We start from the raw sequence: 18,048 nt of genomic DNA, 5'->3' as shown, positions 1-18,048 counted from the left end.
TTAAGTTCTCCATTCAATCAATTTCATGGCTATCCGTAAAAAATCTTGGTATTGCTGCTCTGGATTTCGACCGTTTTCCTCAAGCATATCTCTAATTTCAGGCTTCAAATAAAAGTAAGGGGAGCACGCTTCATAGAACAAAAAAGAACGAATTAAAGGCTCTTTGGTAAACCTTAGGGATAGCAAATACCGAAAAGCAGATTGCAGACGACTATTTAATGTTTCAATTACTTGTAATTTATCAGGGTGATGTCGATAAAAGTCAGCAATAACTTGGGCGACATAATCACTTTGCTCGATGTTTTGAATTTTGGTTAATTGTTCTTCGCTAAACTGCATTTAATCGCCCTCCTTGTAATGCATAAAATTGCCCTTCAAAGCGGTAATACCATGCAATGAGAGGCATCGTTATCTCATTAAATTGTTCAAGGGTGAGAACTTGGGGCATATTGTGCGTTACGCGGGGATCATAAAACCGGAATAATGCCGTTTTGTTATCAGGTAAACTCACATTAAGAAGGTCAGAGAAGTGAGACGTTAACTTATCCAACGATAAATCACTGACTAGCCAAGATAATGCAGGAGATTTAGACTCTAATTGCATTAAATCAGCCAGCAAGTCATGCCGATGAGTCACATCAATCAACCACGGGCCAGCCCACGCGATTTCTGTATCTGAAGGTTGCTTAAACAGTGGGCTTGCTGTTCCATAATTATTTTGAAGCGCTTCATCAAAGTAGCGTTCATACTGTAGTCCGCAAATCAGACAATAATGTTTGGCATCAGGGTAACGCTCAAAATAGTTAAAAATAGGATGCTGATTATTCATTGATCATTATCCTTCTCTCACTACTAACATTTGCCCAGACTCAGCCGCTTTCATTAAGCAACTAATACAGATTTTTTTGGTAACAATGGAAGGGGGAATTGATGGTGATACCGGGGGGATAGCGCTGCTTTTATCGCTATATTCATCACTATAACAGTCTTGAATTGAATGAATAAAACGAGCCCGACAGGGGCATGAACTGATGCTTTCAAGTGTTCCCGCGACTTTGCGCCCTTCATCCCAAACACTTTGGCAGCCGCCAATAATATAAAATCGTCCAGAATGCTTGCCGCAACTGACCATATCGCCTTCACGAGCACCGGCAACACCATACCATTGCATGGTATTGTCTCCCGTTAATATTTGTCCTCCGCAGGTTGTTTTATCACCTACCCGCAAAAAATATCCTATTGCCATAATCAGTCCTCATCCATAATGGAGGACTGATTATTTTATACTTAAGTTAAATTTTCAATGGTGAACTTAAATTTAACTTAAAGAATAAGACTAATCACAGATCATCGAGTCAAAATAGACAAAAGCCCATCACGCCTCTAGGGTTAATCCGGCAATATTACGCCAATAGCCATTACAGCTTTGGTCGGGAATGCTCAGTGGGGACTGCCCGTATTGGTTGGCTTTAAATTGCCTAATCACATCGAGGGACTCAAGGCTTTCAGGGGAAACCCGCACAATATCCACCAAATCCTGCATGGACGAAATATCGTTGCCTAAGTTATAGCAGTAGCCGCTCAGGGTTTGGATGCCATTAAGCGTGAACACTTGCTGTTGTTCCTGTGACATCACTTTGCGCCCTTGCGGGTAATTAATGCAGCAGGTTTCGCACTCATCTTTTTGGCGGTTTTCCGAACGAGCGGTAAAACAGCGGGCAGAATAAGCCAGTGGTAGGTGACCGTAGCTGAAAACCTCTACTTCAAACTTATCGCGAATACCTAACTCTTCACATTGGTTGAGCAAATTCACCAGCCAGTCACGGGAAAGCTCAACGGGCATACACCAGCGCATCATGCCTTGGCGTAGCAAAATATTCAGTGAGGGGGCGTTATAACAGTTAAGCCCATGACCTGCTACAAAAGGCAATTTGCGCTCTGCCAGCATGTTGACGACACCAAAATCGTGCGCTTCAATCAAAAACTCGCCATTATCGACTAATTTACTGATTTCTTTCAGCTCAGAGGGGGCTTGTAGTAGTGCTAGAGTGCTGAGAATAATCTGTTTACCGCTTCCCGCTAGCTGCTTAGCAAGCTCAATCCAGTCATTGGGTTTCATATCACGGCGCTTGCTACATACCGTTTCCCCGAGATAAATAATGTCCGCGTCGCTGTCTGCTGCCTGCTGATAAAAATCCTGTAAAGTTGATGTTGGCCAGTAATACAGTACTGAGCCTAATGCATATTTCATTATGTTACCCATTAATCCATGCTGATGAATGATGTGCGCCAGTTATTGCCATTTACGGTGATACGCTCCAAGGGTGGTTTGGCTACCTTCAGAAAGGTCACCAAGGGCTTTGAGCCACCTAGGATCTGTCACAAAACCGTCTGGGTTGGATTTATAGCGATTGATGGCCTGACGCCAAATCTTGGTCACTTGGGTGACATAGGCAGGGCTGCGTTGACGACCTTCAATTTTTACCGAAGCGATATTGGCACTCATCAGCTCAGGTAGCAGCTCAATGGTATTGAGACTGGTAGGCTCTTCAAGAACATGGTATTTCTGCTCATCCACCACATAGCGCCCTTTACACAGGGTTGGATAACCGGCATTTTCATTTTTTTGGTAGCTGTCGATCAGCACATCATTGAGGCGGGATTCCATGCCATTTTCAGTCTGTTGCCAGCGAACAAAACGTGCAGGAGAACAAGCGCCGACGGTATTCGGTGATTCTCCCGTTAAGTAGGAAGAAAGATAGCAGCGGCCTTCAGCCATAATGCACAAGCTACCAAAAGCAAACACTTCCAGCGGTACAGGACTGGTTTTGGCGAGTTGTTTAACTTGATGAATGGATAACACGCGAGGGAGCACCACACGATGTACCTGAAAGTTACGCTGATAGAAACGAATGGCTTCCGTGTTAGTTGCAGAAGCTTGCACAGAAACATGGCGCTCAATATGCGGGTATTTATTGGCCGCGTACTCTAACATCGCTATATCGGCGAGGATCAGGGCATCGGCTCCTAGATCTGCCGCTAAATCAACAGAGTTCTGCCAGCGTTGATAACCATCAGGGTGAGCGAAGGTGTTTATCGCAATATGCAATTTACGCTTACGCTGGTGGATATAACGCTCTGCTTCATGCAGATTTTTTTCCGTAAAATTCAAACCTGCAAAATGGCGCGCGTTAGTATCATTTTTGAGTCCGATGTACACCGCATCGGCACCATTATCAACAGCAGCTTTTAAGGCAGGTAAATTCCCCGCAGGGCAGAGTAATTCCATTAGCTTTTTCTCTGTATAAAAATTTAGCAATTGGTCATTCTAGACAAGGGGTCTGGTAGAGGTTTTGATTTAGCGCAGAGAAGCTTGGAATGTTGTAGGCGAGATAGTTATTTCGTGACTATTATAAAAGTGTAGAGATTATTGGAAATAAATATTGGCGAGATGGATAAAGATTGATATAGGATCGGTATCATCACGTTATTTTTTGGCAAAATATGTCCTTATATCGGATAAATAACGGTATATCTCTGACTATCTTTACATCTACACATCAATGTTATCTATAATCTTAGTCATTATAGGTATTAAAATTGTCCAAGCGGCTGCTTTAACCAGTAGTTATGCATAGTGGACAGATAATTGATACGGGAGTTAGTACTGTGTTTGGTAAAATTCGTTCTCAACTGATCACTCAAGGCCCTTCATTTTTGAAGTTTCCATTGAAAGTGACCCCATTTGTCGTACAGCGTCAAATACTCGAACAACTATTAAGTTGGCAGTTTCGTGAATCTGTTAAAGAAGGCGAACTCGATTTTCTGGAAGGGAAATGGCTGAAAGTTGAGATCCGAGATTTAGAGCTTGTTTGGTTTATCAGCTTACAAGACGGTCAGCTGGTGGTACAAAAGCAGGCTGAACCGGATGTCAGTGTCAGCGGCAATGCCAATGATCTGGTATTGATCGCAGCCCGCAAAGAAGATCCCGATACGCTCTTTTTCCAACGCCGTTTGGTGATTGAAGGGGATACTGAATTAGGTTTGTATGTTAAAAACCTGATGGATGCCTTCGAAATTGAAAATATGCCTGCGCCGCTGCGTTTTGGTCTATTACAGCTCGCTGATGTGATTAAATCAGTACAAGACAGTGAGGACGCAGAGCATAAAACGCCTGTGTTAACCTCATGCTGATACGTGTAGAAATCCCGGTTGATGCCATGGGTATCGACACGCTATTACGTGAAACCTTCCCAACTGAAGGGGAGGCAGATCTTGTTCAGCACCTGCGTGAAGATGGGTTATTGACCCTCGGTGTGGTGGCAACCAACGATGATGGCGAAGTTATTGGCTATGTCGGGTTTACCCCGGTTGATGTGAATGGTGAAGATGTTCAATGGGTAGGACTCGCCCCATTAGCCGTTAAAAAAGCCTATCAAGGCCAAGGTATCGCGGAAAAATTGGTTTATGAAGGGTTAGATAGCCTAAATGAATTTGGTTATGGGGCTGTCGTCGTTCTCGGTGATGAGGGTTACTACGGGCGTTTTGGTTTCGAACCCGCTTCCAACCATGAATTACGTTGCCAATGGCCAAGTCTACAGAAACATTTTCTTGTCTACGGACTCGAAAATGGCGCCATTGACCAGCATAAAGGTGAAGTCACTTACTCATCGCATTTTGACAATGTGTAAGCCGCTAAATAATGCTGTAAATCATCAGGCTGGTCAGTGACCAGCCTTTCTTTTGCCTGCTTACTCAATTGCTTAACTCGATATTCTAATTGAGATGCTTCAGAACGATCCCCCGCAGTACAATGAAAAACGAGGGTCAAAGGCGCTTTACCTTTTAGTGCCTTGGCACCAGTTCCCGCTTCATGCTGTTGAAAACGCCGCTGAACATCGGTGGTGATCCCACAATATAACGCGTTATTTTTCTGCCGAATTAAGTAAAGCGACCAATTTTGCTGTGTCATTTTGTTTTTCTTGTCACTGAATTTAGCATTCTGTGCTGATTTATAAGGAGAATTTAGTTGGCTTCCAGCGAATTTTCTCGCGGATCATAAAGTTTATAACATACTAAATTATAAATAAAAAATGATATAAACCTGTCACAAATTTGTAACCTCAACATAGGTTGTTGTTCAATTATTTTGAATAACTATAGCAAAATTAGCTAATTTTCATCTCAAAATAAAGGGCATAGTATGATCCATATCACAGGGGAACACGAAAAAACCCCTGTAAATATCAAACATACAATGAGGAAGTTTACCATGAAAAAATCAACATTATTTGCTGCTGCTTTAGCTTTAGGTGCTGTATCATTTGGTTCAATGGCGGCTGAAGAAGTTAGACAAGCTAGTGAGCCAGCAGTTGGTTATGTGTCTGTAAGTGGTGCTGCAAGTGTAAATGACCTGACTGCACAATTAGCCAAAAAAGCTGATGAAGCTGGCGCAAAATCTTTCCGTGTGATTTCTGCAAGCGGTGAGAATGAGATGAATGGTACTGCAGCTATCTATAAGTAGAAAGATTTAGAGTAGTAACTTCGAATGTTAGCATTGTTGATATAGAACCTTATGTTAGGTGCAATTCGAATGAGTAAGTTATAGTAGTGCGAACTAAGTACAGATAACGTTCAGAACAGCTTAAGCACGCCCAGCCATTTTTATGGGCGTGTTCTGAACGGTCTAACATGGACATTCGCAATGACACCCGAAAACACCTTACAACACATCCAGCGCTATATTGCTCGCCAACACGTTTTTTCTCTGTTTACCTCTCACCAAGATGATATTTGGGCTGCCAGTTGCTACTACGCCTTTGACCGCCAAAATATGCGTTTGGTTTTTATGACATCCCCCGATTCGCAGCACGGTCAATTAATGCAGGAAAATCCTCGTGTGGCAGGGACTATCTCCGCACAAACTAAGCAAGTGGGCAAAATTCAAGGTATTCAATTTGTGGGAGAAATTCGCCAATTTGCTGGTGAAGAAGCGGATGTACAGAAAGCATTTTATTGCCAGCGATTTCCTGTCGCCTTAGAGGCGAAGTTGCCGATTTGGCAGCTCCAATTACAGACGGTGAAAATGGTGGATAATACGCTGGGGTTTGGTACCAAATTACATTGGTTACATGAAGCTTAGGTCTCGTAAAGCTTAACGCAGTCGATGAATAACTTGGTTACTGCTACCGCGCCATAGCAGCGCGGGGTCATACCGTTCTTGTTCAAACTTTCCATCAATCAATGTATTGATCAAACTCACCACTTTTTGCTGTTCTAGTGTCAACTCATCCAATTTATAGCCTGTCCACATCCAGATATCCTTATCTGGACAGACGGCTTTCACTCGCTTCACTAACGCTAGAATGGCAGGCAAGTTGGCAGGATGCAAAGGATCCCCCCCAGAGAGGGAGAGCCCTTGGCGGCGAATACGCGTATCCTGCAAATCTTGGATAATTTGGTCTTCCATCTCTTGAGTAAAAGGGATACCGGAATCCACTCGCCATGTGCTTTGGTTATAGCAGCCTCGGCACTGATGAACGCAGCCCGAGACAAATAATGTGCAGCGGGTACCGGGTCCATTAACCACATCCACAGGATAATATTGGTGATAATTCATGGCATTTATCCGCTGTTAACCGAGCTGTCCATTACCCAAGTGCTTGATACGGCGCTTCACTTCCTCTTGCTTACCCGCATTAAACGGTCGTGCATCTGGGCTGCCTAAGTAGCCACAGACACGGCGGATCACGGAAACACGGTTAGTATCGTGGTTGCCGCAAGCTGGGCAGGTAAAGCCTTTGCTAGTACAGGAAAATTCACCGGAAAAACCGCAATCATAGCATTCGTCGATTGGCGTGTTGGTGCCATAGTAAGGAACATGCTGATAGCTGTAATCCCAGACATCTTCGAGGGCTTTGAGGTTGTGCTGTAAATTCGGGTATTCGCCGTAACAGATAAAACCGCCATTGGCGAGCGCCGGATAAGGCTGTTCAAAATCGATTTTATCGTAAGGATTAACCTGTTTTTCCACATCTAAGTGGAAACTATTGGTGTAGTAGCCTTTGTCGGTTACACCATCAATAACGCCAAATTCAGCGGTATCTAAGCGACAGAAACGGTCGCACAGATTTTCGCTCGGCGTGCTGTATAAGCTGAAACCGTAGCCGGTTTGGGCTTTCCATTCGTCGGTGGCTTGGCGTAGACGATTGACGATAGCGACAGCTTTTTCGCGCAATTGCTCGCTGTCATACACATGAGTTTGCGTGCCAAATAGGGCATTGATAGTTTCGTGTAATCCAATATAACCCAATGAAATGGAAGCGCGTCCATGTTTGAAAATTTCCGCTACGCTGTCATTGGCTTTTAAGCGAACGCCGCAGGCACCTTCCATATATAAGATAGGGGCTACGCGGGCTTTGACATTTTCTAAGCGCGCAATGCGGGTCATTAAAGCTTTTTTGGCGATGGCTAAACGCTCATCGAGCAGCGCCCAAAATGCCTCTTCGCTACCTTGAGCTTCCAGCGCGATGCGCGGTAAATTCAGGCTGATCACGCCGAGGTTATTACGTCCATCGTGAATTTGTTTGCCATCTTCTTCATAGACACCCAAGAAACTGCGGCAGCCCATCGGTGTTTTAAAGGAGCCAGTGACATCAACCACGCGATCGTAATTGAGGATGTCTGGATACATACGTTTGCTGGCGCATTCTAAGGCTAACTGTTTGATATCGTAGTTAGGATCGCCATATTTATGGTTCAGCCCATCTTTTATGGCAAACACGAGTTTTGGGAAAACGGCTGTTTTGCGGTTTTTGCCCAGTCCCGCGATGCGGTTTTTGAGAATCGATTGCTGGATCAGTCGCGCTTCTTGGGAGGTGCCTAATCCAAAGCCAAAGGTAACGAAGGGGGTTTGCCCGTTCGCGGTATGCAGTGTATTCACTTCATACTCTAAGGATTGGAACGCATCGTAACACTCTTTTTCAGTGCGACTTTGGGCGTAAGCTTCGGCATCAGCAATTCCCCATTCTTTGGCCACTTTTAAGTGCTTTTCATGGCTAATAGCGACGTAAGGCGCCAAAATTTCATCAATGCGGTTAATGGTGGTGCCGCCATAAATATGGCTAGCCACTTGGGCAATAATTTGTGCAGTAACGGCAGTGGCAGTCGAAATGGATTTTGGTGGCTCGATTTCCGCATTTCCCATCTTAAAACCGTTGGTTAACATACCATCAAGGTCGATAAGCATACAGTTAAACATCGGGAAGAAAGGGGCATAATCGAGGTCATGATAGTGAATTTCACCCTTTTCATGAGCAAGTACAACATCGCGCGGCAAAATATGCTGTTTTGCATAATGCTTAGCAACGATCCCTGCGAGTAAATCACGCTGGGTTGGGATCACCTTACTGTCTTTGTTCGCATTTTCATTGAGTAAGGATAAGTTGCTTTGCTCAATTAGGCCGCGGATCTCGTGAGTAAGTTGGCTGCGTTTTTCGCGTTCGCTGTCTCTGTCATGGCGGTATTCAATATAGGCTCGAGCCAGATCCTTGTAAGGCCCCGACATGAGCTGGTCTTCGACAGCATCTTGGATCTCAGCGATATCTACTTTTTCGCGATTGCACAACTGCTCAGAGACAACCGTGGCAACTTGCAGACAATAATCATCATCTTTGACGTCCACCGCAGCGGCTGCACGTCGCACCGCTTCTTGAATGCGTGGGAGATCAAAATTGACCTGACAACCATCTCGTTTTATAACCACCGTTTTCACTGTCATACTCCTTATTTAATCCCTCACAGGACTGGCGATAGCGTCCATGATCCTTTATCAGTATGGGGCATCCCTGTGAAAGAAATGTGAATTTTTACTATATATAGTGTCTAGTGAATTAATTAAAGCACAATATGTAGGATATTGCCTTTTTTTAGCTGACGGTAATTTGATTTAAAACAAAGAAAAAAATAATTTATATGAATATCAAAAGGGCAGAGAAGAAAGAAAAAATAGGCAGAGAACATGAGAGAAAATAAAAAAACTCCCCTTTGGCCTGATAGGTATCAGAGGGGAGTTTTTTAAGAAACGATAAAAGGACGAAAACTATTTACGTACTGCGATAGCTTCGATTTCGATTTTCACATCTTTTGGCAGACGTGCAACTTCAACACAAGAACGCGCAGGGAATGGCGCATTGTGTTGTTTGAAAAACTCTTCGTAAGTGGCGTTAACGGTACCGAAATCATTTAGATCTTTCACAAAAACGGTAGTTTTTACGATATTGGCAACGCCCAAACCTGCTTTTTCTAAAATCGCTTTTACGTTCGCCAGTGATTGACGAGTTTGTGCTGCGATATCTTCAGGGACATTACCGGTTTTTGGATCAACAGGAATTTGACCTGAAGTCATAACCATACTGCCTAAATCGACGCCTTGAACGTAAGGACCAATAGCGGCTGGTGCATTTTCGGTGCTGATTTCGTATGACATAATTTCTCCGTTTATCACGTAAAAAAGGGCTTGGACGCTATTATAGACATGGAACGGCATCCACACAAAGACGCAGTCTACGCCTAAATACCTTACTGATTATTGATCACGGCGTCTCTATCGAACTCTTTTTCACAGAATTTGCAGGTTAATGCCACATGTTTCGCGCGTTTTTTAATGCGGAAACTGCTGGAAACGGGCTCATTATGGCTAATACAGTTACTGTTTGGGCACACCAGCACACTGTCGATTTGTTCCGGTAATTTCAGGTCTAATTTCTCGACTACTTGATAATCTTCAATACGATTAACGGTCGCTTCCGGTGCATACATCGCTAACTGGTTAGCTTGTTCCGGGGTTAAAAAGGTATTTTCGATTTTGATAATGTCTTTTTTACCCATATTGCTGGAGGGTAAATTCAGCCCGATAGTGATGCGCTCATCGGTTTTGGTGAGCTTAAACAGCTTCAGTAATTTGAACCCAATTTGAGCAGGAATATGGTCGATGACAGTGCCGCAACGGATGGCTTCAACTTGTAATTTATGGTCGTGTGTCATGGTCTTCTCCTCAGATTGCCAGTTCTTTATTTAATACCAGAGACAGCAGCGCTTGGCGCGCGTAGATCCCATTCCCTGCTTGCTGGAAGTAGTAAGCGTAAGGGGTGCTATCGACGTCCACGGTAATTTCATCGATACGCGGAAGCGGGTGCAGCACTTTTAAATTGTCTTTGGCGCTGTGCAGGTCTTGAGCGCGCAGAATAAATTGCGCTTTAACGTTGGCATATTCTGATGGGTCTAAACGCTCTTTTTGAACGCGAGTCATATACAGAATATCCACTTCAGGGATCACTTCATCGACATTGTTATGCAGGCTGTAAGTCGCGCCTTTTTCATCCAGAATATTCAGGATATGAGCCGGCATCGACAACACTTCAGGGGATATAAAGTAGAAGTGATTACCTTCAAACTTCGAGAGCGCTTGAGTCAGTGAATGCACCGTTCTGCCATATTTCAGGTCACCGACCATAGCGATTTTCAGGTTATCTAAGCGACCTTGAGTTTCTTGGATAGTAAACAGGTCTAACAGGGTTTGGGTTGGGTGCTGGTTAGAGCCATCGCCTGCGTTGATAATAGGGACAGAACCGGAGAACTGGCTGGCTAAACGCGCGGCACCTTCTTGTGGGTGGCGCATCACAATCGCATCAACATACTGGCTGATAACGGAAATGGTGTCTGCAAGCGTCTCGCCTTTCTTGCCTAATGAGGTATTGGCGCTATCGGAGAAGCCGACGACAGATGCCCCTAAACGATGAATGGCGGTTTCGAATGACAGGCGGGTACGCGTCGATGCTTCAAAGAAACAGCTGGCGATAACTTTATGCTTCAGAAACTCTGGTTGAGGTTGCTGCTTTAATGAAGCGGCCACTTTAAGAACTAATTCAAGGTCGGTTTTATCTAAATCGTTAATTGAGATTATGTCGCGGTGATATAACGGATTCGGCATCGTGATTCTCCTGTATCAGCAAGACTTGCTATCTAGTAGGCCAAAAAAAAGCCCCTCAATGAGGGGCTTTTTTATCAATACGGCGGGGAAAAACAGGCTGTCCTGACCGCGTGATGGCAGTGCGGTGTCGGTGTTCTCTTTCAAAAATAGAGCAGCAGCGTTCATGGTTTCTCCCGGCAAATTGTGGCGCATTATACGCGTGTGGCGCAATGACGCAAGCGTTTGCTAACAGAAAAATGAAATTTTTTACTTCTTACCTTACCTCTGCCCCAATCTCTTTGCTACTTTCTCTAACTTCATCATCAACAACAGTGTGATCGCGACTAGGACGATGGTCAGTGCGGAGCCGTTGGCGATATTTCCGCGGTCGGTAAGGCTGAAAATTGACACTGGCAACGTCGCCCAGCCTGGGGGATACAGCATCATCGTGGCACCCAACTCGCCGAGGGACAAAGACAGGCTCAAGGCCACAGCGGAGATCATCCACGGCATCAACAGCGGTAGGGTGACATGGCACAGGCGATACCATGGGGAAGCGCCTAAACTGAATGCCACATTCTCAATGTCCGCGGAAATTCGAGTTAACCCAGTGGAGACATTGCTAAAGGTGAATGCGGAAATCAGAACAAAATGAGCGGAAAACACAATCCAGAAAGTGCCGTTCATCTGCAAATAGCCTTGGCTAAATGCCACTAAGATCCCCAATCCAATTGACACCGATGGAATGGCACTCGGTAAATAGAACGCGATACCCAGATATTTTTGTACTTTGGCACTATGGCGACGTAAAGCAAGGGCTGCCCACAGACCGCAAAACAGTGCGAACAGACTGGCGCAAAAGCCGATAATCAGGCTGGATAGAATTGCTTCCCATGCAGGCCCTTGAAACGCATTCACAAAATGTTCGAAGGTAAAGCCAGAGGGCAAAATACCGTTCCATTGTCGGCTAAAGCTGGACATTAAAATCATCACTAATGGCAGCAAAAACAAGCAAGAAAATAGCGTGATGGCGATAGCGGTTGAAATGGCTCGCCCAGTTTTAGACCAAATTAACATGGTTATTTTTTCACTCCGAAACGGGTTGTTGTCATGCGATATAGGCTAAATAGCCCCACAGACAGCAGAATATTAATCAGCGCTATCATGCACGCGACGCTGTAATCAGATTCTAAAATGGCTTTGCTGTAGACCATCATCGGCAAGGTATTGACCCCTTTTGCTCCGATAAACAGCACGATGCCAAATTCGTTGGTGGTCAACAGCAAACACAAGCTGCCACCTGCGAGTAATGCAGGAAGCGCCGCCGGGAAAATCACTTGGCTGATCACGCGGGCAGGGTGCGCACCTAAAATACTGGCGGCTTCTAACTGGCTTTTATCGATTTGGCGCAGTGCCGCCATAAGAGGGCGCATCACCAGCGGAGTAAAGACGGTGATCTCCGCCAAAATCACGCCATTAATCGAGTACAAAAAGTCTACGGGGGGCAGCTCAAAATCAAACAGCGCCATTAATGTGCCATTAAGTAATCCTGCCGAACCATAAATAAAGGTAAACGCGAGAGTGATCAGAAAAGTCGGCAGTGCGATAAAGGTATCAATGACTTGAGTAATAAAACGGCTTCCAGGAAAAGGAATAAATACCAAAATCAGGGATAGAACCGAGCCAAGCACCAAGCAACCGAGAGTGGCAAAAAAGGCGATTTGTAGTGTATTGAATAAACCACTAATAAACCTTTTTGACTCAACTACTTGCCAGAATGTATCTAAGCTTACGCCGCCTGTGGGGCTTTGAATAGCTTGCTCGCCAATCAGCATCAGCGGGTAAAAAAATAGCGTCGCTAAAACAAGCAGCGGTGGCGTTATCCAATAAAACGGTTTTAGGTTTATGGATGATGGCTTAGACAGATTGATAGCCGACATATTATTCCTCAATCAACACAGTATCAGAGGGAGAGAACCACAGCGTGAGTTTATCGCCAGCTTGCGGTAACGGGGATAAATGGGTAACAGCGACCGTCACCTTTTCCCCAGCAACATCACACAGTAAGTGGGTAATATCCCCCTGCCAGCGGATGGACTGTAAGGTGGCGTGTAACTGGTTTGAGGTATCTGCACGTGGGGTGAGGCTAATATGCTGCGGGCGAATACAGATTAATTTGTGGCTATTGTGCTGCATTCCTTGGGTTTGTGCTTCAATAAGCGTACCGCCACAGCTCACACTGACTTGGGCTGGCACGGAAGAAAAGCCCAAAGCGGTCGCCGACAGAATATTGGCGCGCCCTAAAAACTCGGCCGCAAAGCGGTTAGGCGGGCGATGGTATAGGGCATTTTTCTCCCCGTGAGCCACCAAATAGCCATCTTTCATGATGCCAATTTTATCCCCCAGAGCGAGGGCTTCAGTTTGGTCATGGGTAACGTACAAAATGGTTAGCTCAGGTAATTCGCGGTGCAGCCTTGCAATCTCTTCCACCATATTATGGCGAATTTGCGCATCGAGGGCAGATAACGGCTCATCGAGCAATAGAACTCGTGGGCGAACAGCTATGGCGCGGGCGATAGCGACGCGCTGCTGTTGACCGCCGGATAATTGATGCGGGTAACGGGCGGCATAGTCGCTCATTCCGACGATGTTTAATGCCTCTGCCACGCGCTCTTTGATCAGCGCTTTAGGCTGTTTTTGGGCGCGTAAGCCAAAGGCGACATTATCTTCCACTTTCATATGGGGGAAGAGGGCGTAGTTCTGTACGACCATGCCCAGCCCCCGCTGATACGGGGGGAGGTGGGTGATATCCGTATCACCCATTAAAATGCGTCCACTATCCGGTTGTGCAAAGCCCGCAATTGACCGTAATACGGTGGTTTTACCGGAGCCTGAAGGGCCAATCAACACCAGTATTTCGCCGGGTTTGATGGTCAGAGATAACGGCTTGAGTACCACATTGTTATGGTAAGAAACCCGCAAAGATTCCAGCACAATGCCTGAATGATCAGTGCGCTGGCTTGGTATTTCTGTCTTTCTTTTCATCAACATAACTCACTTACTCGCTTTCAGTCACTTTGTGCCAACGGGTAATATCGTTCGAAAGAGACACTGCAACTTCGTCCCAATTCGGTTGCCATGTTTTGACACCTTTGAGGGTTTCAGTGGCTTTGTGGAATTGCGGATCGTTTGGCGTCAAATCTGAGCGTACCGGCATTCCCCATGACAGTTCGCTAACGTGGCTTTGGGCTTGTTTGTCTAACAGGAAGTTAATCAGCTTTTTGCCATTTTCAGTTTCAGGGCCGTTATTGACTAAACCAACCACATAAGGCAGAACCAGTGCGCTGCGTTCGCCTTTTTCATCGGCTGGCCAAAAGATTTTCACGTTCGGATTGCGCTCCATTTGGGAAAGGTTCATCTGCAAATCGCCGTTTGCGACGTACAGTTCACCTTTGTTCACTAACGCAGTTAATTTCCCTGTTGAGGCGGATGGACCGACGTTGTTGGCTTGTAATTTTCCGAGGTAATCAAAACCGGCCTCTTTGCCACCAAAGCTATGGAACACTTGAAGCATGACGGCAGTGCCATCTCCTGCTTGCCCTGGTGTGGAGTATTGCAGTTTATTCTTAAAACGGGCGTCGAGGAGTTCATTCCACGTTGCTGGAGGGGCTTTTAGCAGTTTGTCGTTATAGATAAAGGTCAGGTAGTTATTGACGATGGGGGTGTAGTACTCCGTTGAGTTAGGAATACTTACTGCGGCATCCGGCGTGAATTTTGCCAGCAATTCGGTTTTAGCGGCACGTTGGATAAACGGGGGAACGGTGACGAGCACATCCGCTTGTGGGTTAGTACGCTCTTTGGCTAAACGCTCAACGATGGCACCGGAGCCGCCTTCGACGTACTGCACTTTAATCCCTGTTTGCTGAGTAAAGGAATCAAATTGAGCCTGATACCAGCTGTTATTGCCATCATGAAGACCATCTGCGGAGTAAACCGTGACGACAGGGGCGGCAAAAACCGAGGTCGAACCTAGGGCGGCAAGGAGCAATACGGCAAGAGGGGTAGGTTTCATTTTACGTTTCATCTCCAGATCTCCAGTTAGTCGTTAAAGTTATCTGGTATATACCAGTGTTTTTACGCTAACGGGTTTATATGACAGAAAAATGAAATCTACCGAGAAAGCAAAAATTTATTTTTGAAGTGAAAGTTAGAGGGTATCGACCTCAATGCGCAGGCTGTCATGACGCCAATATTCCACATCATAGTCCAAAATTCGCCCGTGCTGATCGTAGTTCAAACGTTGCAATAACAGGGCTGGGCGACCGACTGCAACCCCTAATGCGCTGGCCGCCTGCGGTGGCATGGCAGTGGGATAAAACGATAAGTGCATGCTGGTGTAAATCAAATCATATTGCTGCTCATACACTTCGGTGAGGCTGCCATTCAGGTCATGGCTTAATAGCTCCGGTACACGAGCGGGAAGACAGTGATTTTCGCTGTAGCAGACGGGGCGATCGTCTGCATAACGCAGGCGAGTGAGTAGGTAGATTTGTTCGAAAGGCTGCAATTGCAGTGGCGTCATGGCTTCGACAGGCACGGTGACAACTTTCCCCTCTAACAGCTTGGTTTTGGGCTGACGACCTTGTTCTAAACACAGTTTATGGAAGTTGGTATTTTGCGTTGGATCGAGCCATAAACGCTCGGGCGTCACAAACCAGCCTCGGCGCTCAGAACGGTAAATTGCACCGCTAGATTCTAGCTGTGCCAAGCTTTCTCGAATAGTGACGCGAGTGGTATTGAAGATGGCACACAGTTCACGCTCAGAGGGCAGTTTATCACCACTTTTTAGCGCACCGCTCTGAATTCTTGCTTGTAATTGCGCTTTGATAAGAAGGTACTGTGGCTGTTCATCCATCGATAATGTATCCGTTTTTCGTCGCAAAATTTTTTATCCATTATACACGCCAATATGAATTTTTTGTTGCAGGGCGTCTTTTCCTTTGACCTTCTTGTTCATCTGCCGTCATTATAATATCAATCTGGTATAGACCAATGGTGAATTTAAATGACAATGAATCAATATCTGCTGTTAACGCCGGGGCCTTTGACCACGTCACAAACCGTGAAAGAGGCCATGCTGTTTGATAGCTGTACATGGGATGATGATTACAACTTAGGTGTGGTGCAGCGTATTCGTCAGCAGTTAGTGGAATTAGCGACAACCCAAGCGGGGTATACCAGTGTATTACTCCAAGGGAGTGGGAGCTACGCCGTAGAAGCGGTGCTGGGCTCGGTACTCGCACCGCAAGATAAAATCCTGATTGTCAGCAATGGCGCTTATGGTGCCCGAATGGCAGAAATGACGCAGTTAATGGGCATTTCACACCATGTTTATGATTGCGGTGAAGTGGCTAAGCCCGATGTGGCGGTGATTGAGCAGCTTCTACAGCAAGATAGTCAAATCAGCCATATTGCGATGGTGCACTGTGAAACCACCACCGGCATTTTGAACCCCATCGAGGACGTTGCGGTATTAGCTAAACGCTATCAAAAACGCTATATCGTGGATGCCATGAGCAGTTTTGGGGGGATCCCTCTGGATGTGGGAGCGCTGAATATTGATTTTCTGATCAGCTCGGCCAACAAATGTATCCAAGGGGTTCCGGGGTTTGGGTTTGTGATAGCTCGTACCAGTGAACTGGAAAAATGTGCGGGACGCTCGCGTTCCTTATCCCTTGATCTGTATGCACAATGGCGCTGCATGGAACAATTTCATGGAAAATGGCGCTTTACCTCCCCAACACACACGGTGCTGGCTTTCGCTCAAGCCTTGAAAGAGCTAGCTCAAGAAGGTGGTGTGAACGCCCGTTTCCAGCGTTATCAGCAAAATCAACGCAAGCTGGTGGATGGCATGCGTCAGTTAGGGTTTAGCACATTATTAGACGATAGCCAACAATCGCCGATTATCACGGCATTTTACTCGCCAGATGCCGACGATTATCAGTTCAACCAATTTTATCAGCAGCTCAAGGCTCAAGGGTTTGTGATCTATCCGGGTAAGGTTTCAAAGAGTGACTGTTTCCGCATTGGCAATATTGGGGAAGTGTATCCACACAATATTGATGCGCTGTTGGTGGCAATTAAGAATGCCATGTATTGGAAAAGCAAGGTATTAGCAAAATAACGTATTGGAAAATAAGGATTAATCATGAACCGTATTGAAGCTGTTATTTTGGATTGGGCAGGAACGACGGTGGATTTTGGCTCGTTTGCACCGACTCAGATTTTTATCGAGGCGTTTAAAGTCGCGTTTGATATGGATATTACACTGGCGCAAGCCCGTATCCCGATGGGGTTAGGAAAATGGCAACATATTGAAGCGTTAGGAAAATTACCAGAGATTGATGCCATGTGGCAGGCAAAGTTTGGGCGCTCAATGACTAGCGAAGATATTGATGCTATCTACCAAACGTTTATGCCGTTACAGATTGCCAAAGTTGTCGATTTTGCTGCGCCAATCGACGGAGTTGTCAGCGCAATTGCCACGCTGCGTGAGCAGGGGATCAAAATAGGTTCTTGTTCAGGTTACCCAAGGGCGGTAATGGAAAAGTTGGTTCCAGCAGCCGCGAAATTGGGGTATCAGCCTGATTACTGGATTGCCAGTGATGATTTAGCAGCTGGCGGACGTCCAGGGCCGTGGATGGCGCTGCAAAATGTGATTGAATTGGCGGTCAATTCCGTCTCCCATTGTGTGAAGGTGGATGATGCGGTGCCGGGAATTGAAGAGGGGCGCAATGCGGGAATGTGGAGCATTGGGTTAGCTATTTCGGGTAATGAGTTCGGTAAAACATGGGATGAATATCAAAGCATGAGCCAAGGGGATATTTCCCCATTACGCCAGCAGGCAGCGGACAAACTGTATGCGGCAGGCGCCCATTATGTGATTGATACCTTGTCGGATCTTCCTCGTGTGATTGATGAAATCAACGTGAGATTGGCAAAAGGTGAAAGACCGTAGCTAGACTTAAGTGTCCATTCAAACTGACCAAGTAGGGGCGCCTGCCTACTTGGTCGGTAGA

Annotated in this window: 23 protein-coding genes; 6 read left to right on the top strand and 17 right to left on the bottom strand. The window is 45.8% G+C overall.

The features are described 5' to 3' along the window. The 5 genes from QS795_RS15720 to ubiU form a co-directional block, all read right to left on the bottom strand. Positions 1 to 339: a hypothetical protein gene (locus QS795_RS15720; RefSeq protein ID WP_286269927.1), complete on the bottom strand. Its 339-nt coding sequence runs from the start codon at positions 337 to 339 to the stop codon at positions 1 to 3. Then, on the bottom strand, positions 329 to 829 hold the full coding sequence (locus QS795_RS15715) for a DUF4123 domain-containing protein (protein ID WP_286269925.1): 501 nt from the start codon (positions 827 to 829) through the stop codon (positions 329 to 331). Before QS795_RS15715 ends, QS795_RS15720 begins: the two co-directional genes overlap by 11 nt. Positions 830 to 835: 6 nt before the next feature. Continuing rightward, positions 836 to 1,246 carry a PAAR domain-containing protein gene (locus tag QS795_RS15710; RefSeq protein ID WP_286269924.1) on the bottom strand — a complete coding sequence of 137 codons (411 nt, stop codon included), beginning with the start codon at positions 1,244 to 1,246 and terminating at the stop codon, positions 836 to 838. A 129-nt stretch (positions 1,247 to 1,375) separates the two neighbouring features. Then, complete coding sequence (locus tag QS795_RS15705; protein ID WP_154603016.1) at positions 1,376 to 2,251, bottom strand: U32 family peptidase; 876 nt, start codon at positions 2,249 to 2,251, stop codon at positions 1,376 to 1,378. A 42-nt stretch (positions 2,252 to 2,293) separates the two neighbouring features. Beyond that, positions 2,294 to 3,289: a ubiquinone anaerobic biosynthesis protein UbiU gene (gene ubiU, locus QS795_RS15700; RefSeq protein ID WP_154628813.1), complete on the bottom strand. Its 996-nt coding sequence runs from the start codon at positions 3,287 to 3,289 to the stop codon at positions 2,294 to 2,296. Positions 3,290 to 3,669: 380 nt separating this feature from the next. On the opposite strand from ubiU, the gene ubiT reads away from it, so the two are divergent. Together ubiT and QS795_RS15690 are read left to right on the top strand one after the other, a co-directional pair. Then, positions 3,670 to 4,194, top strand: a complete 525-nt coding sequence (gene ubiT, locus QS795_RS15695; RefSeq protein ID WP_181477668.1) for a ubiquinone anaerobic biosynthesis accessory factor UbiT — start codon at positions 3,670 to 3,672, stop codon at positions 4,192 to 4,194. Then, positions 4,188 to 4,691 carry a GNAT family N-acetyltransferase gene (locus QS795_RS15690; RefSeq protein WP_036949091.1) on the top strand — a complete coding sequence of 168 codons (504 nt, stop codon included), beginning with the start codon at positions 4,188 to 4,190 and terminating at the stop codon, positions 4,689 to 4,691. Before ubiT ends, QS795_RS15690 begins: the two co-directional genes overlap by 7 nt. Here QS795_RS15690 and QS795_RS15685 read toward each other — a convergent pair. Beyond that, entirely contained in the window at positions 4,664 to 4,972 is a 309-nt protein-coding gene (locus QS795_RS15685) for a GIY-YIG nuclease family protein (RefSeq protein ID WP_154628810.1), read from the bottom strand. The two genes, QS795_RS15690 and QS795_RS15685, sit on opposite strands and share 28 nt — an antisense overlap. 300 nt (positions 4,973 to 5,272) lie before the next feature. Between QS795_RS15685 and bhsA the strand changes: the two genes are divergently transcribed. Then, positions 5,273 to 5,524: a multiple stress resistance protein BhsA gene (gene bhsA, locus QS795_RS15680; protein ID WP_154603012.1), complete on the top strand. Its 252-nt coding sequence runs from the start codon at positions 5,273 to 5,275 to the stop codon at positions 5,522 to 5,524. A gap of 180 nt (positions 5,525 to 5,704) precedes the next feature. Continuing rightward, positions 5,705 to 6,142, top strand: coding sequence for a YhbP family protein (locus tag QS795_RS15675; protein WP_154603011.1), 438 nt, complete (start codon positions 5,705 to 5,707; stop codon positions 6,140 to 6,142). Between the two features lie 12 nt (positions 6,143 to 6,154). Here the strand turns inward: QS795_RS15675 and nrdG are convergent, their stop codons facing one another. The 11 genes from nrdG to phnR all read right to left on the bottom strand — a co-directional run bounded on the left by nrdG (position 6,155) and on the right by phnR (position 15,884). After that, positions 6,155 to 6,619 carry an anaerobic ribonucleoside-triphosphate reductase-activating protein gene (nrdG, locus tag QS795_RS15670; RefSeq protein ID WP_154603010.1) on the bottom strand — a complete coding sequence of 155 codons (465 nt, stop codon included), beginning with the start codon at positions 6,617 to 6,619 and terminating at the stop codon, positions 6,155 to 6,157. A gap of 15 nt (positions 6,620 to 6,634) precedes the next feature. Beyond that, positions 6,635 to 8,773 carry an anaerobic ribonucleoside-triphosphate reductase gene (gene nrdD, locus QS795_RS15665; RefSeq protein WP_108478832.1) on the bottom strand — a complete coding sequence of 713 codons (2,139 nt, stop codon included), beginning with the start codon at positions 8,771 to 8,773 and terminating at the stop codon, positions 6,635 to 6,637. A 327-nt stretch (positions 8,774 to 9,100) separates the two neighbouring features. Next, positions 9,101 to 9,487, bottom strand: coding sequence for a 2-iminobutanoate/2-iminopropanoate deaminase (gene ridA / locus QS795_RS15660; RefSeq protein ID WP_036949109.1), 387 nt, complete (start codon positions 9,485 to 9,487; stop codon positions 9,101 to 9,103). A gap of 92 nt (positions 9,488 to 9,579) precedes the next feature. Further along, on the bottom strand, positions 9,580 to 10,044 hold the full coding sequence (pyrI, locus tag QS795_RS15655) for an aspartate carbamoyltransferase regulatory subunit (protein WP_036949112.1): 465 nt from the start codon (positions 10,042 to 10,044) through the stop codon (positions 9,580 to 9,582). Positions 10,045 to 10,054: 10 nt separating this feature from the next. Next, positions 10,055 to 10,990, bottom strand: coding sequence for an aspartate carbamoyltransferase (pyrB, locus tag QS795_RS15650; protein WP_154603006.1), 936 nt, complete (start codon positions 10,988 to 10,990; stop codon positions 10,055 to 10,057). Positions 10,991 to 11,005: 15 nt separating this feature from the next. Further along, entirely contained in the window at positions 11,006 to 11,155 is a 150-nt protein-coding gene (locus tag QS795_RS15645) for a hypothetical protein (RefSeq protein WP_165906943.1), read from the bottom strand. Between the two features lie 93 nt (positions 11,156 to 11,248). Further along, positions 11,249 to 12,046, bottom strand: a complete 798-nt coding sequence (gene phnV, locus QS795_RS15640) for a 2-aminoethylphosphonate ABC transport system, membrane component PhnV (RefSeq protein WP_286269911.1) — start codon at positions 12,044 to 12,046, stop codon at positions 11,249 to 11,251. A gap of 2 nt (positions 12,047 to 12,048) precedes the next feature. After that, positions 12,049 to 12,909, bottom strand: a complete 861-nt coding sequence (gene phnU / locus QS795_RS15635; RefSeq protein ID WP_286269909.1) for a 2-aminoethylphosphonate ABC transporter permease subunit — start codon at positions 12,907 to 12,909, stop codon at positions 12,049 to 12,051. Between the two features lies 1 nt (position 12,910). Beyond that, the gene (gene phnT, locus QS795_RS15630; RefSeq protein ID WP_286269907.1) at positions 12,911 to 14,020 is read right to left on the bottom strand and encodes a 2-aminoethylphosphonate ABC transport system ATP-binding subunit PhnT; all 1,110 of its coding nucleotides are present in this window, start codon (positions 14,018 to 14,020) and stop codon (positions 12,911 to 12,913) included. A gap of 7 nt (positions 14,021 to 14,027) precedes the next feature. Beyond that, positions 14,028 to 15,041 (bottom strand): 2-aminoethylphosphonate ABC transporter substrate-binding protein, encoded by a 1,014-nt coding sequence (gene phnS / locus QS795_RS15625; RefSeq protein ID WP_286270069.1) that lies wholly within the window; start codon positions 15,039 to 15,041, stop codon positions 14,028 to 14,030. Between the two features lie 135 nt (positions 15,042 to 15,176). Beyond that, a complete protein-coding gene (gene phnR, locus QS795_RS15620; RefSeq protein WP_036949129.1) occupies positions 15,177 to 15,884 on the bottom strand; it encodes a phosphonate utilization transcriptional regulator PhnR in 708 nt (235 codons plus the stop codon). A gap of 150 nt (positions 15,885 to 16,034) precedes the next feature. Here phnR and phnW point away from each other — a divergent pair, with 150 nt between their 5' ends. Next, positions 16,035 to 17,153: a 2-aminoethylphosphonate--pyruvate transaminase gene (gene phnW, locus QS795_RS15615; protein WP_286269905.1), complete on the top strand. Its 1,119-nt coding sequence runs from the start codon at positions 16,035 to 16,037 to the stop codon at positions 17,151 to 17,153. A 24-nt stretch (positions 17,154 to 17,177) separates the two neighbouring features. Next, positions 17,178 to 17,987, top strand: a complete 810-nt coding sequence (phnX, locus tag QS795_RS15610) for a phosphonoacetaldehyde hydrolase (RefSeq protein WP_286269904.1) — start codon at positions 17,178 to 17,180, stop codon at positions 17,985 to 17,987. The last annotated feature ends 61 nt before the right edge of the window (positions 17,988 to 18,048 follow it).

It is taken from the genome of Providencia zhijiangensis, from assembly GCF_030315915.2.
In the GTDB taxonomy this organism is placed as follows: Bacteria; Pseudomonadota; Gammaproteobacteria; order Enterobacterales; family Enterobacteriaceae; genus Providencia; species Providencia zhijiangensis.
Note: the sequence above shows the minus strand (reverse complement) of the source record. Positions and strands in the feature narration are given on the sequence as shown.

Coding starts and splice junctions, on each gene's coding strand:
- pyrI (WP_036949112.1), bottom strand. CDS start 10,044: ATGACACACGACCATAAATTACAAGTTGAAGCCATCCGTTGCGGCACT.
- QS795_RS15710 (WP_286269924.1), bottom strand. CDS start 1,246: ATGGCAATAGGATATTTTTTGCGGGTAGGTGATAAAACAACCTGCGGA.
- bhsA (WP_154603012.1), top strand. CDS start 5,273: ATGAAAAAATCAACATTATTTGCTGCTGCTTTAGCTTTAGGTGCTGTA.
- QS795_RS15715 (WP_286269925.1), bottom strand. CDS start 829: ATGAATAATCAGCATCCTATTTTTAACTATTTTGAGCGTTACCCTGAT.
- phnU (WP_286269909.1), bottom strand. CDS start 12,909: ATGTCGGCTATCAATCTGTCTAAGCCATCATCCATAAACCTAAAACCG.
- phnW (WP_286269905.1), top strand. CDS start 16,035: ATGACAATGAATCAATATCTGCTGTTAACGCCGGGGCCTTTGACCACG.
- QS795_RS15705 (WP_154603016.1), bottom strand. CDS start 2,251: ATGAAATATGCATTAGGCTCAGTACTGTATTACTGGCCAACATCAACT.
- phnR (WP_036949129.1), bottom strand. CDS start 15,884: ATGGATGAACAGCCACAGTACCTTCTTATCAAAGCGCAATTACAAGCA.
- pyrB (WP_154603006.1), bottom strand. CDS start 10,990: ATGCCGAATCCGTTATATCACCGCGACATAATCTCAATTAACGATTTA.
- QS795_RS15685 (WP_154628810.1), bottom strand. CDS start 4,972: ATGACACAGCAAAATTGGTCGCTTTACTTAATTCGGCAGAAAAATAAC.
- phnX (WP_286269904.1), top strand. CDS start 17,178: ATGAACCGTATTGAAGCTGTTATTTTGGATTGGGCAGGAACGACGGTG.
- phnS (WP_286270069.1), bottom strand. CDS start 15,041: ATGAAACCTACCCCTCTTGCCGTATTGCTCCTTGCCGCCCTAGGTTCG.
- phnT (WP_286269907.1), bottom strand. CDS start 14,020: ATGTTGATGAAAAGAAAGACAGAAATACCAAGCCAGCGCACTGATCAT.
- ridA (WP_036949109.1), bottom strand. CDS start 9,487: ATGTCATACGAAATCAGCACCGAAAATGCACCAGCCGCTATTGGTCCT.
- QS795_RS15675 (WP_154603011.1), top strand. CDS start 5,705: ATGACACCCGAAAACACCTTACAACACATCCAGCGCTATATTGCTCGC.
- QS795_RS15645 (WP_165906943.1), bottom strand. CDS start 11,155: ATGAACGCTGCTGCTCTATTTTTGAAAGAGAACACCGACACCGCACTG.
- QS795_RS15690 (WP_036949091.1), top strand. CDS start 4,188: ATGCTGATACGTGTAGAAATCCCGGTTGATGCCATGGGTATCGACACG.
- nrdG (WP_154603010.1), bottom strand. CDS start 6,619: ATGAATTATCACCAATATTATCCTGTGGATGTGGTTAATGGACCCGGT.
- QS795_RS15720 (WP_286269927.1), bottom strand. CDS start 339: ATGCAGTTTAGCGAAGAACAATTAACCAAAATTCAAAACATCGAGCAA.
- phnV (WP_286269911.1), bottom strand. CDS start 12,046: ATGTTAATTTGGTCTAAAACTGGGCGAGCCATTTCAACCGCTATCGCC.
- ubiU (WP_154628813.1), bottom strand. CDS start 3,289: ATGGAATTACTCTGCCCTGCGGGGAATTTACCTGCCTTAAAAGCTGCT.